The organism is Amycolatopsis sp. NPDC051071, from assembly GCF_040682875.1.
Classification (GTDB): domain Bacteria; phylum Actinomycetota; class Actinomycetes; order Mycobacteriales; family Pseudonocardiaceae; genus Amycolatopsis.
Window position 1 is genome coordinate 1 of record NZ_JBFBBY010000104.1, and the last position, 15,351, is coordinate 15,351.

Below are 15,351 nucleotides of genomic sequence, written 5' to 3' on the forward strand. Positions count from 1 at the left end.
CCGCACTACGCCACAACGCCCGCGACTTCACCCGACCACTAACACTACTCGGAATCACCCACTGACCAGCCACAACGACTTTGCCGGGGCCCTGGCGCCTAGCGCAAGGAAGGGGGCCTTCATGTACTTCACGCGAGCAACGCCGCAGGTGACGCGTAACCCAAATCACTCACGACTCCCTAAAAAGCGGCGAGGGTGTGCCAGGCCAGACCGGGGTCCTCGGCGTCGTCGCGGAGGACGACACCCTCGATCAGGCCGTACGGGCGATCGGCGGCGTAAAAGACCTCGTTGTCGTTCTTCAGGCCGAACGGCGACAGGTCCACCAGGAAATGGTGCTTGTTCGGCAGGGAGAGCCGGACTTCGGCGACCTCTTCGCGTTCCTTGAGCACAGCCTCTCCCATCGCGTACAGCGTCTGCTGCAGGGAGAGGCTGTGCTTGTCCGCGAAGGTCTCCAGCAGGATCCGCCGGACCTCGGCGTGGCTCGCCGCCCAGTCGATGCCGTCGCCCTGATAGCGCCAGCGCGCGGTCACCGCGGTCGCGAGGATCCTGTCGTTCGTCTCGGCCAGCGTCGTGTACTCGTCGCGGGGGAAGCCGTGGAACTCCGAACCGGTGGACTTGAGCACGACGAGACCGTCCAAACCGGACACCACCCAGGCCTGACCGTCCTGAATGGTCACCGCCGTCGTGCGCTTTTCGCTACCCGCTTGGGAGAACGCGTGATCATGGTCGGAGATGCGGTTCCAGCCGTGTTCGTCGATCAGGACCCGGGCCCCGGAGATGTGGTGGAACGAGTCGACGAAATGCCGTCCGAGCCGCAGCGCGAAGTCCTCGATCTCGCCGACCGGGGCCTCTTTGGCGAAGGCGTAGACGGTGTTCTTCTGCGTGTCTGTCGCGACGACGTCGGCGTTGTCGCCGGTGAGGTGCGTGGCCGCGAGGTCACCACGCAACGACGTCGAAACGGTGAGGTCTTTGAGGTGGTGGACAGTGCCTTCGCGTCGCACGGTGACGAGCCGGACTTCGGCCTTGCCGTACTGGTTCGTGCCCAGGGTGATGGCCACGGGCGATCAGCTCCCTCGATAGGTGGAATACGCGAACGGGCTCAGCAGCAACGGCACGTGGTGGTGCGCGGTCCCGTCGGCGATGCGGAAGGTCAGGGTGACTTCGGGGAAGAAGGACTCCGGGCCGAGGTGGGCGCCGGTGTCGAAGATCAGCCGGTACACCCCGGGTTCCAGGGTTTCCGGGCCGAGGTCGCGGATCCGGCCGTCGGCGTCGGTCCGCCCGTCGGCGACGGGTTCGCCCGCGCCGGTTTCGAGCCGGACCGGGACACCCGCCGCGGGGCGCCCCGCGGCGGTGTCGAGGATGTGGGTGGTCACCAGGCTCACGCCGTCACCGCCTTTTCCAGCCGCGACGCGGCGATCTTGACCAGCTCTTGACCGGCCACTTCGAGTTCCGTCTCGGGGTCGTTCGACAGCCGCGAACGCAGGTTTTCCAGCAGTTCGGCGCCGCTCCGGCCGCTCGCGTACACCAGGAAGACGTGCCCGAACGTCGCTTCGTACTCGGAGTTGGCCACCGCGAACTCACGCGCCGCGTCACCGTCCACACCGGACTGTTCCGATCGCGACCAGCCTGCCTCGGTACTCTCGCCGCTCGCTTTCTCTCCGATCCGGGGATGGGCGGCCATGGCCTGCCGCACCTCCTCGGGGCGTAAGGGGGCGAGTGCTTCGGACGCGGCGAGCAGGGCGGGCAGCGTGCCGAACGGTCGCCTGGCCAGCAGGGTTTCCACCCAGCGCTGGACGTCGAGGCAGGCGGTCAGCACCGGCCGGACGTCCTGTGCGGATGCCTGGTCGAACTCTCGAATGGTGAGCGGCACGGGAACCGACGGTACGGCGGCGGATCCACCGACGTCAACATTTTGTTGAAACAGCCCTTCAGGCTTGGTCGCGGTTGAGGTAGTTGTAGACCGTGAACCTGGTGACCCCCAGCGCCTCGGCGACCGTCGACACCGACTTGCGGAGGCCGAACGCGCCGCGTTCCTTGAGCAGTCGCACCGCGCGTTGCTTGGCGGCGCGATCGAGGGTGTCGAGTTTGCCGCCGAGTTCGCGTTCGACGTCGCCGATGAGCCGGGCAAGGGCGCTGTGCAGTTCGACGGCAGGCTCGCCGGAGTCGTCGCCGACCTGGCGGAGCTGGAGCGTCACGCGGGTCGCGCCGCCGTCGAGTGCCGCCCTGGCGATGGCGGGGAGCGCGTCGAGCAGGGCGTCGGCGTCGCCGCGGACGAGGGTGCCGAGCGGGCCGAAGTCGGTGGAAAGGCCCGCGCTCTCCGCTGTGTCGCGGGCTTTGACGGCATGCTCGGGAGGCGGACCCTCGCCGTGGAACGGTTCGCTGGTGAACTCGGCTTCTAACTGCACCAAGCGAAGGTAGCGCCGCTCGGGCTCATTGACGAGCACAGTGGCCGGAGTTAATGTCGGAGTGCGAAACCTCGATTCCACTGAGTGGAAATTGGAGGCTCTTATGGACTTGGTGATCAAGGCCGCCAGGGCGATTACCGCCGCCGGTGAAGTGCCCGCGACAGTCGGTATCGAAGGCGGCCGCATCGTCGTGGTGGAACCCGCCGGAGCCGTGCTGGACGGCGATCAGGTGCTCGAACTCGGCGAGGACGTCGTCCTGCTGCCGGGTCTCGTGGACACCCACGTGCACGTCAATGACCCCGGCCGTACCGAATGGGAGGGTTTCGCGTCGGCGACCCGCGCGGCCGCGGCAGGCGGGGTCACCACGATCGTGGACATGCCGCTGAACAGCCTGCCGCCGACGGTCGACGTCGCGGCGCTGGAGGTGAAGCGCAAGACCGCCGAAGGACGCGTGCACGTCGACGTCGGGTTCTGGGGCGGTGCGATCCCGGGCAATCTCGCGGATTTGCCTAAGCTGTACGAGGCAGGCGTGTTCGGGTTCAAGTCGTTCCTGCTGCATTCCGGCGTCGACGAGTTCCCGCCACTGGACGCGCGTGGGCTCGAAGAGGCGATGACCGAACTGCGCACCTTCGACGGCATGATCATCGTGCACGCGGAGGACTCCGACGCCATCGATCACGCACCCGACCCGCACGGAGAGAAGTACGACGACTTCCTGCGATCCCGCCCGCGTGGCGCGGAGAACGTCGCGATCGCGCAGGTCATCGAACTGGCCAGGCGGACCGGCGTACGTGCGCACATCCTGCATCTGTCCTCTTCGGACGCGTTGCCGATGGTCGCGAGCGCGCGGCGCGACGGCGTCCGGCTGACCGCCGAGACCTGCCCGCACTACCTGAGCTTCACCGCAGAGGAGATCGGCGACGGCGCCACGCAGTTCAAATGCTGCCCGCCGATCCGGGAGGCCCGCAACCGCGAACTGCTATGGCAGGGCCTCGCGGACGGCGTCATCGACTGCGTCGTGACCGACCATTCGCCGTGCACGCCCGAGCTGAAACGCTTCGACAGTGGCGATTTCGGGCTTGCCTGGGGTGGGATCGCCGGACTGCAACTCGGCCTGCCCGCGGTGTGGACACAGGCACGGCAGCGTGGTTTCGGGCTCGCCGACGTCGTCCGCTGGATGGCCGAACGTCCGGCCGTGCAGGCGGGGATGCGGCGCAAGGGTCATCTGGCGCCCGGCTACGACGCCGACTTCAGCGTGTTCGCGCCCGACGAGGCTTTCGTCGTCGACGTCGCGAAACTGAAGCACCGCAATCCCGTCAGTGCTTACCATGGCCGTCCGCTCGCCGGCGTCGTACGGAGTACCTGGTTGCGGGGCAAGGAGATCACCGGTGACGACCCGGCAGGCGTCCTGCTGACCCGGGGAGACTGCTGAGATGGAGGAGACCGTGAACGACCGTCCTGAGTGGACAGCCCGGCCCGACCTGGCTTCGCGCACCTTCGGCGGGACCGTGATGTGGGCGACGGACGAGTTGTTCGCCGAGAAGGAGAACCTGGTCAATCCCTGGGCACCCGCGCACCAGCCGGAGACCTTCGGCCCCAAGGGGCAGGTCTATGACGGCTGGGAGACCCGGAGGCATCGCGAACCCGGTGACGACCAGGCCGTCGTCCGGCTCGGCCTGGCGGGCGCGATCACCGGGGTCGTCGTCGACACCGCGTTCTTCAAAGGGAACTACCCACCGTTCGTCTCGGTCGAGGCGTGCGCCGTCGAGGGCTATCCGAGTGCGGCCGAACTGTCCGATGTGGACTGGGATGTGCTGGTGAAACGCGGCGGCGCCAAGGGACACGCGGAAAACTTCTTCGAGATCGGCGGGAGCAAGCGCTACACGCACGTCCGGCTGACCATGCATCCGGACGGCGGGGTGGCCCGGCTGCGGGTGCACGGCACGCCGATCCCGGACCCGGCCCTGCTCGACCCCGGCGCGCTCGACCTCGCGGCGCTGGAGAACGGTGCCGTGGTCACCGGCTGTAGCGATATGTTCTATTCCTCGCCCAACAACCTGTTCTCGCCCGGTTTGGCGGCACATCAGGCCGAAGGCTGGGAGACGGCGCGGCGCCGCGCCGACGGGAACGACTGGGTCACCGTCCGGCTCGCCGGTGCGGGCGTCGTCCGGTTCGCCGAACTGGACAACAGCAATCTCAAAGGCAACGCGCCGGGCTGGGCCGCGCTGAGCGGCCGAGACGGCGATGGCGAGTGGGTCGAGTTGCTGCCGAAGACGCGCCTGCAACCGGACACGCGGCACCGGTTCGCACTCGCTTCGGGGCCTGAAGTGACCGAAGTGCGTCTCGACATCTATCCCGACGGCGGCATGGCGCGTCTACGCCTCTTCGGCGCCCTGACCGATCGAGGCCGCGCTGACGTCGCTTCGCGCTTCGAAGCGTCACGCTCCTGACGCGATTAGTCCTCTAGTTGCGGTCCTTGCACGTGCAACTACCGCAACTAGAGGACTGAACGCGGGGGTCAGGGGCGGGCGCCCGGCCGGTTCAGGTAGGCGGAGAAGAGCGAAAGGACGATCCCGACCGAGAAGATCGCGGTGAGCCACCAAGCGCCGCTGATGGACAGGTTCCACACCAGGGCACCCGCCATGAGCAGTGCCATGACGATGTTCCTGAGCTGCAGCGGGGTCGGTTTGGCCATGCCGCCACTTTCTCACGCGTGAGAATTTTTCGAGGCGGCGGGCAACCCCAGGGGTGTGACATGCGTAACCGATGTGTCAACTTGTCACCCACGACTGGGGAGATCGACGTGCCAGCCGAAACCCGAAGAATCCCGCGGCGGGGCCTCGCGCTCGTCGCCGCGTGCCTGGCCGGGAGCGCCGTTTTCGCGGCAGCGCCCGCGCAGGCGACATCGCCCGAAACCGAGGCGCGGTCGCAGAACAAGCCGGTCGAGCTGCTCTCCGAGCGTACGGAGAACTCGGTCACTTTCGCCAATCCCGACGGTTCCCGCACCACGCAGGTGCACGGCGGGCCGGTCTATGTCCGCCGCGGCGGCGACTGGGTACCGGTCGACCTGACGCTCGTCAAGGGCGCGGACGGCCTGATCCGGCCGAAGGCGCATCCGCGTGACCTCGTGCTGGCCGGCGCGAGCGGCAAGAGCGGAGATCTCGCCACCGTGCGGAGCCGGGACGGTAAGGTCGCGCTGCAGTACCCGGGCGCGTTGCCCGAACCTGTCCTTGCCGGTGACGCCGCCACCTATCCGGAGGTCCAGCCCGGTGTCGACCTGCGGGTCAAGGCCACCCGGACCGGGTTCGAGCAGTTCTTCGTCGTCAAGCGGAAGCCCGATCACGCGCTGACGTTCGCCCTCCCGCTGCGGGCCACGGGGCTCACGCCTCGTACCGACGCGGACGGGAACACGCAGCTGGTCACGTCATCCGGCGCGGTCGTCGGCAGCGTGCCCGCCGCCGAGATGTGGGACTCGCGGGTCGACCAGCGCAGTGGCGACCCGGCCGCGAAGGTCAAGGTCGGGAAGGTGGTGACCGCGAAGGAACGCGGCACCCTCGGTCTGAACGTGACACCGGACGCGGAGTACTTCGCCGACCCGGCGCGTGCCTATCCCGTCACCGTCGACCCCGGCGTCTCGGTGTGGACGAACTTCGACACGTTCACGCAGTCGAACATCGCCACCACCGACCAATCGGGTGCCACCGAACTACGCGTCGGCACCTACGACGGCGGCGCCACGAAGGCCCGCTCGTACCTGCACTTCGACGTGTCGCAGTTCCGCGGCGCGCAAATCGATTCGGCCACGTTGTCGTTGTGGGGCAACCATTCCTACTCGTGCACGCCGCGTAACTGGGAGATCTGGGACACCTCGCCGGTCGGCACGGGCACCCGCTGGGCGAACCAGCCGGCGCCCGTCACCCGATGGGCGACGACGAACGCGACCCGCGGTTACAGCACGGCCTGCGCGGCCGACTGGGTCCGGACCCCGATCGGGAACCTGATCGGCGCCTGGGCCGGTGCGGGCGTCACGACCGGTTCGATGGTGCTGAAGGCGGAGAACGAGGCGGATTCGTCCGGCTGGAAGAAGTTCTCGTCGAGCGAGGGCGGCAAGTCGCCGTATATCGAGGTCACCTACCGGAACCAGCGGCCGAATCCCGCCGCCGGACACGACATCTCGGACCGCGTCGACGTCGGCGGCGTCACCCACACGAAGTCACTCACCCCGACGCTGCGCTTCACGCCGACGGACCCCGACGGCGGCAACGTCACCGCGGTCTTCTACGTCTACGAAGGCGAAACGCTGATCGGGGACTACTGGCAGTGGGACGTACCCTCCGGAACCCCGGCGACGTGGACGGTGCCGTCTGGTTTGCTGCGGGAAAACCACAGCTACCGGTTCCGGGCCACCACGTTCGACCCGGGCGGGGAGTTCGGGGACGACGCCTGGGTCTCGCTGCAAGCGGTGTCGAGCGGCCTCTACGCCGACGTCGCCGCGTGCGGCTGGAACAACGGGACCAAGGTGCAGCAGTGGCCGTCCAACGGCGCGGACTGCCAGAAGTTCTTCCCGTGGGGCACCGGTGACGGCTACTACCAGTTCCGCGCGAAGCATTCCGGGCAGGTGCTCGACAACACCGGCTGCAGTACGGCCAGCGGGAACCCGGTGACCACTTACGACCGGGTCGCGGGCGCGTGCCAGAAGTGGACGATCGAACCGCAGGGCATCGGTCCCGGCGTCTACCGGTTCGCCGTCCAGAACGCGGGCAAACTGCTGGACCAGGGCTGCACCGCGACCCAGGGTGCGCCACTGTTCATCTGGGACCGGATCCCCGGTCGCGGTTGCCAGAACTGGCGGATGCCGGTGTCCCCGGCGAACGGCGTCACCGTGCAGTGGCTGCCGTTCACCGTGAACACGGCGGCCTAGGGCCAGACACGCCCTACTAGATGGTTGATTCCGTGTTAGGAGGCTGGGCCATTCCAACCAGGGGGTCTTGACTAGTTACCCTCATTGCCACTCACGACTCCCTGGACCGACTCGCTCGCGGGGGTGTCGCGAAGGGCACTCACGACCCCACGTGACCCAAGGGTAGTCGCGATGTCTTCAAGGCCCCCTTTGAGACGTTGATCGTCTCAAGGGGGGCCTTCAGGACATGCCCGCGACCAAGGGGCGGCTGCCAGGTATGGGTCCGGGTGGTCGCGGACGGCAAGATTCCGTGAAAATCACGTGAAGCTCAGCGAAGCACTGTAGCTGCCGTATGTCACGACCGTGGCTCGCACCGAAGGGGCGTGGCGATACGGTCAATCGGACAATTCGGCACAACTGGTGTCCCTATATGGACAGTCAAGGGAAGGGTTCCTTCGCGGGGTTGCACTCACGCGATCTTCACGGAATCACTCATCTAAGGGGCGGACTGGCGTCGTGAGCTGATCACGCCGGTGTTGAAACCGGCGAGGTGGAGCCCACCGGCGAACCGGGCGTGCTCGATCTTGACGCAGCGGTTCATCACGACGTCCAGCCCGGCCTCCTCGGCACTGTCGGCGACAGGCTCGTGCCACAGGCCCAGCTGCAACCAGAGCGTGCGCGCTCCGGCTTTGACGACCTCCTCGGCGACGCCGGGGAGGTCGTCGTGCTTGCGGAACACGCTGACCAGGTCGACCTCGCCGGGCACGTCGGCCAGCGACGGATACACCGGACGGCCGAGGAGTTCGTCCAGCCGAGGGTTCACGAAGTTGACCTGGTACTTGCTGGACGAAAGCAGGTACGTCGCGACGAAGAAACTCGGCCGCGACGGGTTGTTCGAGGCGCCGACGATGGTCACCGACTTCGTGCGCCCGAGGATCGCGCGGCGCTCCACCGCGCCGACGTCGTGACTCATCCGGCCACCGCCTTGCCGAGTGCCTGATCGAGGTCCCACAGGATGTCGTCGATGTCCTCCAGGCCGATCGACAGGCGGATCAGGTCCGCGCCGACACCTGCCGCACGCAGCTGGTCGTCCGAAAGCTGCTGATGGGTGGTCGACGCCGGATGGATGACCAGCGTCCGCGCGTCCCCGACGTTCGCCAGATGCGACAGGAGTTCCACGGAGTTCACGAACGTCTCGCCCGCCGCGCGCCCGCCGTCGACGCCGAAGGAGAACACCGCGCCCGGCCCGGCGGGCAGGTACTTCTCCGCCCGGTCGTGATGCGGGTGATCGGGCAGGCCCGCGTAGTTCACCCAGGCCACCCTGCTGTCGGCGGCGAGGTACTCCGCGACGGCTCGCGCGTTGGCGACATGGGCGTCCATCCGCTGCGGGAGCGTCTCGACCCCTTGCAGCAGAAGGAAAGCCGAATGCGGCGAGAGCACAGCGCCGATGTCACGTAACTGCTCGGCCCGAAGCCGCGTGCAGAAGGCGTACTCGCCGAAGTTCTCCCAGTACTTCAGGCCGCCGTAGCTTTCGACGGCCTCGGTCATCCGGGGGAACTTCCCGTTGCCCCAGTCGAATTTCCCGGACTCGACGACGATCCCGCCGAGCGTGGTCCCGTGCCCGCCGAGGAATTTGGTCGCCGAGTGCGAGACGATGTCCGCGCCGTGCTCGATCGGGCGGCACAGGTACGGCGTCGCGAGAGTGGCGTCGACGACCAGCGGGATGTCGTGGGCGTGCGCGAGGTCCGCCAGCCCGGCGATATCCGCGATGGCGCCGCCGGGGTTGCCGATGACCTCGGTGAAGACGAGCTTCGTCCGGTCGGTGATCGCGGCCGCGTAGTCCTCGATGCGGTCTCCGCTGACGAAGGTGGTCTCGATCCCGAAGCGGCGCAGCGTGCCGGTGAGCTGGGTGACCGTCCCGCCGTAGAGCCCGCCCGCGGACACGATGTGGTCGCCCGCCTCGGCCAGCGCGGAGAAGGTCAGGAACTCGGCAGCCTGGCCGCTGCCGGTGGCGACCCCGCCGATCGCGCCTTCGAGGCTGGCCAAGCGTTCCTCGAAGGCCGCGACCGTCGGGTTGCCGATGCGGCTGTAGATGTTCCCGTACTTCTGCAGCGCGAACAGGTTCGCCGCGTCGGCCGCGTCCTCGAAGACGAAGCTCGTGGTCTGGTAGATGGGCACGGCGCGGGCGCCGGTCGCCGGGTCGGGCGTCCCGCCCGCGTGCAGGGCGCGGGTGCGGAAGCCCCAGGTGCGTTCACTCATCGGGCTCGACGCTACCGCGGGTCCCACCCCGTGACCATCGTTCCCAGCCCGTGACCCCGCCCCACTGAACGCGAGGGTCTAGCCGAGCGCGGCACGGAGGCGGCGGTCCCGTTCCTCCGGGGTTTGCCGGGGGCAACTGGCGCACTTCGGGTTTCCGGCTTCGTAGATGAGACAGCAGGAAGCCCGGCGCACGACGGTGTTCCGCCCGACCAGGGAGAACCTCGGCTCCGGCAGCCCGAGCCCGATCGCGGCCACGAGCGGCCCCGCCAGCGCGACCGCTCGTTCGGTGTCGCCGGTCCAGAGCAGGCGGTTGCCGATCGAATCCGTCGCGATCGCACCCAGCGCACGCGGATTCGCGCCGGTGACGTCGGCGATCGTGGCGATCGCGGTGCCGAGTGCCCCGGCGAACGCCTCGCCGAGTTCGGGCAGGCCACCGGAGAGGACCCGTGACGAACTGGCGCCCCGGAAGCGCCCGTCCGGGACGAGATCGATGGTGACGGCGTCGAGCGACGGATCCAGCGGCTCACCCCGCACGAGCGACTCGACGGAGGGCGCGACGAGCACCGACGACAGCGAGTACCACCAGATCGTGCCGAGTACCTCGGGCCGCGAGCAGCCGTAGAGCTTCGCGGCGCCGCCGACGCGGGCGCTGACCCATGCCGCGTCGGCGAGCAGGGTGGCGGACACCTCCATCAGGGCACCGGCCGATAGAGCGTGACGCTGAACGACGTGGTGACGTCCACCGATCCGGTGATCGCGTCGAGCCGTTCGCGACGTCCGTCGCGGTGGAGGTGGTGCGCGCTCGGGCCCATCTCGACGACCTGGCGGATCTGCGCGGCCGACAACGTCATCTCCCGGGTGACCTCGCGCCGCTCCACCCGGCTGAAGCGCTCGCCGAGGGTCTCCTCCAGCCGCGCGTCCTTGCTCTCGTCCACGGAGATCACCAGGTCACCCAGTTCCCGCAGGTGTCCGGGATTCGGCGTCGCGACGACCAGGAGCCCGTCCGCGGCCAGCACCCGGTGGAACTGCGGGGCGTTGCGGGGCGCGAAGACGTTGAGGATCAGCGACGTACACGAATCGGCCACCGGCCAGGGTTCCCACAGATTCCACACGGCCGCGCCCGCACGCGGGTGGGCGCGAGCGGCCCGGCGCAGGGCGACGGCGGAGACGTCGAGCGCCAGTCCGTACGCGCCGGGGACGGCGTCCAGTGCGTGCGCGAGGTAGTACCCCGTGCCCGCGCCGGCGTCGACGATCAGCCCGTCGTGTACGTGTTCCGAAGCGACCTTCGCGAGTTCGTCCGCGAGAGGCAGATAAGCACCCGAAGAAAGCAGGTCGACGCGGGCCGCGACCATCGGCGCGGTGTCCGCCGTGCCGGCCGGGATCCGCGCGTGCAGAAGATTGACGTAACCCTGCTTCGCTACGTCGAACGAGTGGCCGCGCTCGCAACGCACCGTACGCTCGATCAACCCGACCGGGTCACCGCAGACAGAGCACCGCAGCGACCGCACGATCTCCGGTGGCAGTGGGTCATTGCCGCGCTCTCGACTGGTCATGGACCTATTCGACCACGACGTTTCGCAACCGGACAGAACGCACCGGGTATCCGGAAACCTGGACGTAACAACGCCGCACCGACAGTTCACGCGGGTGAAACCTGAATCGCCGTCCGAGGAAACACCCCGGTCCAAAAATTCCTGCGCAGTACACCCCAGGCACGGGAGGAAGATTGTGCTGAACGCAGGAGACACCGCATGGGTACTGGCCAGCGCCGCGCTGGTCATGCTCATGACACCGGGACTGGCGTTCTTCTACGGCGGCATGGTCCGCGCGAAGAGCGTCTTGAACATGTTGATGATGAACTTCATCGCGCTGGCCGTCGTAGGAGTCCTTTGGACGCTGTACGGCTTCACCCTGTCGTTCGGCAACGACATCGGCGGAGGTCTGCTCGGTAACCTCGATTTCGCCGGTCTCTCGGACCTCTCCGGCAAACTCGCCGGGTTCGCGACCGCCGCGACCGGCACCGCGCCCGAGGTCGCCTGGCCGGGCGCGGACGGGCTGCCGCTGTTCGCCTTCGTGATGTTCCAGCTGATGTTCGCGATCATCACCCCCGCGCTGATCTCCGGTGCCATCGCCGACCGCGTCAAGTTCTGGGGCTGGACGCTGTTCGTCGCCATCTGGGTGACCATCGTGTACTTCCCGGTGGCGCACTGGGTGTTCTCGTTCAACGGTTTCATCGGCGCCGACGCGGTCGGCGGCTGGATCGCCAACCAGCTCAAGGCACTCGACTTCGCGGGCGGGACGGCGGTCCACATCAACGCCGGTGCCGCGGGTCTCGCCTTGGCGATCGTGCTCGGCAAACGCAAGGGCTGGCCGAAGAACACCGGACGCCCGCACAACGTCCCGTTCGTGCTGCTGGGTGCCGCGCTCCTGTGGTTCGGCTGGTACGGCTTCAACGCCGGTTCGGCGCTGGCCGCCAACGATCTAGCCGCGGTGGCGTTCACCAACACCACCGTCGCGACCGCGGCCGCGGTACTCGGCTGGCTGCTCATCGAACAGGTCAAGGTCGGCAAGCCGACCACCCTGGGCGCCGCTTCCGGTGCCGTCGCCGGTCTGGTCGCGATCACCCCGGCCGCCGGGTTCGTGAGCCCGCTGGGCGCGATCGCCATCGGTCTCATCGCCGGTGTCCTGTGCGCCCTGGCGATCAGCCTCAAGTTCCGCTTCGGTTTCGACGACTCCCTCGACGTCGTCGGCGTCCACCTCGTCGGTGGTCTCGTCGGTACGCTGCTCATCGGTTTCTTCGCCACCACCAGCGTGAACTCGCTCGGCGTCGACGGCCTCTTCTACGGCGGCGGCCTCGGCCAGCTTGGCAAGCAGGCGCTCGCGGCGGGCGCTGTCCTCGTCTACTCGTTCGTGCTCACCTTCCTCATCGGCTGGGTGATCAAGAAGCTCGGCGGGTTCCGCGTCAGTGCGGAGGACGAGGTCAGTGGTATCGATGAGGCCCAGCACGCGGAGAGCGCGTACGACTTCACCGGTTCGGGCGGCGGTGGCCTCGGCAAGCCGACGACCATCCCGGTCAAGGCGCCCACCGGCGCGGCCACGAAACTCGAGGAGAGCAAGGCATGAAGCTGATCACCGCGATCGTCAAGCCGTTCACGCTCGACGACGTCCGCTCCGCGCTGGAACAGCTGGGCGTGCTCGGCATGACGGTCAGCGAGGTGCAGGGTTACGGCAGGCAGAAGGGGCACACCGAGGTCTACCGGGGTGCCGAGTACTCCGTGGACTTCGTGGCGAAGCTGAAGGTCGAGGTCGTCACCGACGACGGAGGCGTGGAAAAGGTCCTCGACGCGATCACCACGGCCGCCCACACCGGCAAGATCGGCGACGGCAAGATCTGGGTGACGCCGGTCGAGACGGTGATCCGGGTACGAACCGGCGAACGCGGCTCGGACGCGCTATAGGCGTCACGGATGGCCGACGGGGGTGAACTGGTCAAAGCCACCGAGCGACTGCTCGAGGGCAGGCACGGGAGGCTGGGTGCCGCCGCGTTGCGGGCGGCACTGGTCGACCTCTACGAATTCTGGCTGGGCAAGGGCGCCGCGGCGGCCGGTGTCGACACCGCTGAACCCGGTGTCGCCCTGGCCGCCGTCGGTGGCCTCGGGCGCCGCGAACTGGTGCCCTTCTCCGACCTCGACCTGCTGTTGCTGCACAACGGCGACTCCCGTGTCGGCGAGATCGCCGACGCGATCTGGTACCCGTTGTGGGACGCCAAGATCGGCCTCGACCACTCGGTCCGCACGCCGGGTGAGGCGCTGAAGGTGGCGTCCGAGGACCTGCGGACCGCGATGGGGCTGCTCGACATCCGCCCGATCGCCGGTGACGCCGAGATCACCGCCAGGCTGGCGGACGCGGCGCGGGACCAGTGGCGGCGGACGGCAAGGAAACGGGTCGGCGAGCTGGCGGACGCGGTGCGTCAGCGGTGGGCCCGCAGTGGTGAGATCGCGCAATCCGCCGAGCCGGATCTCAAACACGGCAGGGGCGGGCTCCGGGACTTCGCCGTCCTGGAAGCACTCGCCGCGGCGCAACTGACCGCGAGACCGGGTGAAGAACTTTTGGCGGCCAAGGGTTTGCTCCTCGACGTCCGTACCGAACTACGCCGGGAACTGCGCCGCGAACGCGACGTCCTCAGCGCTCCGGAAGCCGAGACGGTGGCGGGCGAACTCGGCTTCGGCGACCGGTTCACCTTGGCGCGCAAGCTTTCCGGCGCCGGGCGGGCGATCGCCTACGCGGTCGACGTCGCGCTCCGGTCCACTGTGGAGCCGCCGAAGACGCGGTTCGGGCGCCGCCCGGTGCGGACGCCGCTCGACGAAGGTGTCGTCCTGCACGGGAACGAGGTCGCGCTGGCGCGGGACGCGGTGCCTGCCAAGGATCCGGCGTTGCTGCTGCGGGTCGCCGCGGCGTCGGCCCGGATCCGGCGGCCCATCGCGCACGGGACCTTGCGGGCACTCGCCGAAACCGCACCGGAACTGCGTGCCCCCTGGCCCGCCGACGCACTCAAGGCGCTGGTGGAACTGCTCGGCGCGGGTGACGGCCTTGTCGACGCCGTCGAGGCGCTCGACCGGACGGGCCTGTGGGCGCGGCTGTTCCCCGAATGGGGTGCGGTACGGGATCTCCCGCCGAGGTCGCCGGTGCATTCGTGGACCGTCGACCGGCATCTCGTGCGGGCCGCGGTGGAGGCGTCGAAACTGACGACCACCGTTTCCCGGCCGGACCTGCTGCTGATCGGCGCGCTGCTGCACGACATCGGCAAGGGCCGCGACGCGGACCACTCCGAACTCGGCGCGAAAATCAGTGCCCAGGTGGCGGCGCGGCTCGGGCTGCCGGAAGCCGACGTGGCGCTGGTGGCGGCGATGGTGCGGCACCATCTGCTGCTGCCGCATACCGCGACGCGCCGGGACCTCAGCGACCCGGCCACGATCCAGCGCGTCACGAAGACACTGGACGAGAACCTGGTCCTGCTGGAGTTGCTGCACGCACTGACCACGGCCGATTCACTGGCCACCGGACCGGGGGTGTGGACGGACTGGAAGGCCCGGCTGCTCGCCGAACTCGTGTCCGGTTGCGAGGAGGTGTCGCACGGCAAGGGTTTCGTGCCGCCGGAGCCGATGGGTGCCGAACAACGGGAACTCGTCGCCGAAGCCGTCGCTTCCGGGCGCGGCGAGGTGCGGATCACCGCCGCGGGCAAGATCGTGACCGTGGTGCTCGCGGTCCCGGCCCGCGCCGAACTGCTCGCGCCCGCCGCGGGCGTACTCGCGCTGAACTCCTTGGAGGTCCACGCGGCGGTCCTGCGCGGGCACGACGGGGGACGGGCGGGCGTGTTCACGGCGTCGCCGAAGTTCGGCTCTCTGCCGGACGTCACGCTGCTGCGTGAGCAGTTCGCGCGGGCGGTCGCCGGCACCTTGCCGCTCACCCAGCGGCTCGCGGCGAAGGAACGGGACTACGGCTCAGGAGTGGCGCCCGCGGCCGGGGCGAAGGTGATCTGGTTCGACGACGAGACCAGCGGACAGGACACGGTGGTGGTCGAACTACGGGCCGCGAACCGGATCGGCCTGCTGTTCCGGGTCGCGGGCGCGCTGCGGCGATGCGAGGCCGAGGTGCGCTGGGCGAAGGTGGCCACGCTCGGCGGCGCGGTCGTCGACTCGTTCGCCGTCGCGCCGCGTACCGGCCGGGTCGACACGGCCTGGCGGTCGAAAATCGAGGCGGCGCTGCTGGCCGCCTCTTCCTGAAGAT

Annotated in this window: 15 protein-coding genes; 6 read left to right on the plus strand and 9 right to left on the minus strand. The window is 68.7% G+C overall.

Annotated features, from left to right (window positions below; genetic code table 11):
• Window positions 1–179: 179 nt before the first annotated feature.
• The 4 genes from pucL to AB0M65_RS27925 are packed head-to-tail and all read right to left on the minus strand — an operon-like array spanning window position 180 to window position 2,405.
• The gene (gene pucL / locus AB0M65_RS27910) at window positions 180–1,058 is read right to left on the minus strand and encodes a factor-independent urate hydroxylase (protein ID WP_364033679.1); all 879 of its coding nucleotides are present in this window, start codon (window positions 1,056–1,058) and stop codon (window positions 180–182) included.
• 6 nt (window positions 1,059–1,064) lie between these two features.
• Window positions 1,065–1,382, minus strand: a complete 318-nt coding sequence (gene uraH, locus AB0M65_RS27915) for a hydroxyisourate hydrolase (RefSeq protein ID WP_364033682.1) — start codon at window positions 1,380–1,382, stop codon at window positions 1,065–1,067.
• On the minus strand, window positions 1,379–1,870 hold the full coding sequence (gene uraD, locus AB0M65_RS27920) for a 2-oxo-4-hydroxy-4-carboxy-5-ureidoimidazoline decarboxylase (RefSeq protein WP_364033685.1): 492 nt from the start codon (window positions 1,868–1,870) through the stop codon (window positions 1,379–1,381). Before uraD ends, uraH begins: the two co-directional genes overlap by 4 nt.
• A gap of 58 nt (window positions 1,871–1,928) precedes the next feature.
• On the minus strand, window positions 1,929–2,405 hold the full coding sequence (locus tag AB0M65_RS27925; protein ID WP_364033688.1) for a helix-turn-helix domain-containing protein: 477 nt from the start codon (window positions 2,403–2,405) through the stop codon (window positions 1,929–1,931).
• Window positions 2,406–2,508: 103 nt separating this feature from the next.
• Between AB0M65_RS27925 and allB the strand changes: the two genes are divergently transcribed.
• Both allB and alc read left to right on the plus strand, forming a co-directional pair.
• Window positions 2,509–3,837 (plus strand): allantoinase AllB, encoded by a 1,329-nt coding sequence (allB, locus tag AB0M65_RS27930; protein WP_364033691.1) that lies wholly within the window; start codon window positions 2,509–2,511, stop codon window positions 3,835–3,837.
• 1 nt (window position 3,838) lies between these two features.
• Window positions 3,839–4,855 (plus strand): allantoicase, encoded by a 1,017-nt coding sequence (gene alc, locus AB0M65_RS27935; protein WP_364033694.1) that lies wholly within the window; start codon window positions 3,839–3,841, stop codon window positions 4,853–4,855.
• 68 nt (window positions 4,856–4,923) lie between these two features.
• On the opposite strand, the gene AB0M65_RS27940 is transcribed toward alc, so the two are convergent.
• Window positions 4,924–5,100, minus strand: a complete 177-nt coding sequence (locus AB0M65_RS27940) for a hypothetical protein (protein WP_364033697.1) — start codon at window positions 5,098–5,100, stop codon at window positions 4,924–4,926.
• A 108-nt stretch (window positions 5,101–5,208) separates the two neighbouring features.
• Here AB0M65_RS27940 and AB0M65_RS27945 point away from each other — a divergent pair, with 108 nt between their 5' ends.
• Entirely contained in the window at window positions 5,209–7,326 is a 2,118-nt protein-coding gene (locus AB0M65_RS27945) for an RICIN domain-containing protein (RefSeq protein WP_364033700.1), read from the plus strand.
• A gap of 475 nt (window positions 7,327–7,801) precedes the next feature.
• On the opposite strand, the gene AB0M65_RS27950 is transcribed toward AB0M65_RS27945, so the two are convergent.
• The 4 genes from AB0M65_RS27950 to AB0M65_RS27965 form a co-directional block, all read right to left on the minus strand.
• Complete coding sequence (locus AB0M65_RS27950; RefSeq protein ID WP_364033703.1) at window positions 7,802–8,278, minus strand: CoA-binding protein; 477 nt, start codon at window positions 8,276–8,278, stop codon at window positions 7,802–7,804.
• Entirely contained in the window at window positions 8,275–9,564 is a 1,290-nt protein-coding gene (locus tag AB0M65_RS27955; RefSeq protein WP_364033706.1) for an O-acetylhomoserine aminocarboxypropyltransferase/cysteine synthase family protein, read from the minus strand. The genes AB0M65_RS27950 and AB0M65_RS27955 overlap by 4 nt, the downstream gene beginning before the upstream one ends.
• A 78-nt stretch (window positions 9,565–9,642) precedes the next feature.
• Window positions 9,643–10,257, minus strand: coding sequence for a (2Fe-2S)-binding protein (locus tag AB0M65_RS27960; protein WP_364033708.1), 615 nt, complete (start codon window positions 10,255–10,257; stop codon window positions 9,643–9,645).
• Window positions 10,257–11,117, minus strand: coding sequence for a putative RNA methyltransferase (locus AB0M65_RS27965; RefSeq protein WP_364033711.1), 861 nt, complete (start codon window positions 11,115–11,117; stop codon window positions 10,257–10,259). Before AB0M65_RS27965 ends, AB0M65_RS27960 begins: the two co-directional genes overlap by 1 nt.
• A 175-nt stretch (window positions 11,118–11,292) precedes the next feature.
• Here AB0M65_RS27965 and AB0M65_RS27970 point away from each other — a divergent pair, with 175 nt between their 5' ends.
• Genes AB0M65_RS27970 through AB0M65_RS27980 form a run of 3 tightly spaced genes read left to right on the plus strand, consistent with a single transcriptional unit; the run spans window position 11,293 to window position 15,347 of the window.
• A complete protein-coding gene (locus AB0M65_RS27970) occupies window positions 11,293–12,687 on the plus strand; it encodes an ammonium transporter (RefSeq protein ID WP_364033714.1) in 1,395 nt (464 codons plus the stop codon).
• Window positions 12,684–13,022, plus strand: coding sequence for a P-II family nitrogen regulator (locus AB0M65_RS27975; protein WP_364033717.1), 339 nt, complete (start codon window positions 12,684–12,686; stop codon window positions 13,020–13,022). Before AB0M65_RS27970 ends, AB0M65_RS27975 begins: the two co-directional genes overlap by 4 nt.
• A 9-nt stretch (window positions 13,023–13,031) precedes the next feature.
• Window positions 13,032–15,347 carry a [protein-PII] uridylyltransferase gene (locus AB0M65_RS27980; protein ID WP_364033720.1) on the plus strand — a complete coding sequence of 772 codons (2,316 nt, stop codon included), beginning with the start codon at window positions 13,032–13,034 and terminating at the stop codon, window positions 15,345–15,347.
• Window positions 15,348–15,351: the final 4 nt, after the last annotated feature.

Excerpts from the sequence above, each read along its gene's own strand:
- allB (WP_364033691.1), top strand. The coding sequence starts at position 2,509 with ATGGACTTGGTGATCAAGGCCGCCAGGGCGATTACCGCCGCCGGTGAA.
- alc (WP_364033694.1), top strand. The coding sequence starts at position 3,839 with ATGGAGGAGACCGTGAACGACCGTCCTGAGTGGACAGCCCGGCCCGAC.
- AB0M65_RS27940 (WP_364033697.1), bottom strand. The coding sequence starts at position 5,100 with ATGGCCAAACCGACCCCGCTGCAGCTCAGGAACATCGTCATGGCACTG.
- AB0M65_RS27950 (WP_364033703.1), bottom strand. The coding sequence starts at position 8,278 with ATGAGTCACGACGTCGGCGCGGTGGAGCGCCGCGCGATCCTCGGGCGC.
- AB0M65_RS27955 (WP_364033706.1), bottom strand. The coding sequence starts at position 9,564 with ATGAGTGAACGCACCTGGGGCTTCCGCACCCGCGCCCTGCACGCGGGC.
- AB0M65_RS27960 (WP_364033708.1), bottom strand. The coding sequence starts at position 10,257 with ATGGAGGTGTCCGCCACCCTGCTCGCCGACGCGGCATGGGTCAGCGCC.
- AB0M65_RS27965 (WP_364033711.1), bottom strand. The coding sequence starts at position 11,117 with ATGACCAGTCGAGAGCGCGGCAATGACCCACTGCCACCGGAGATCGTG.
- AB0M65_RS27975 (WP_364033717.1), top strand. The coding sequence starts at position 12,684 with ATGAAGCTGATCACCGCGATCGTCAAGCCGTTCACGCTCGACGACGTC.
- AB0M65_RS27980 (WP_364033720.1), top strand. The coding sequence starts at position 13,032 with ATGGCCGACGGGGGTGAACTGGTCAAAGCCACCGAGCGACTGCTCGAG.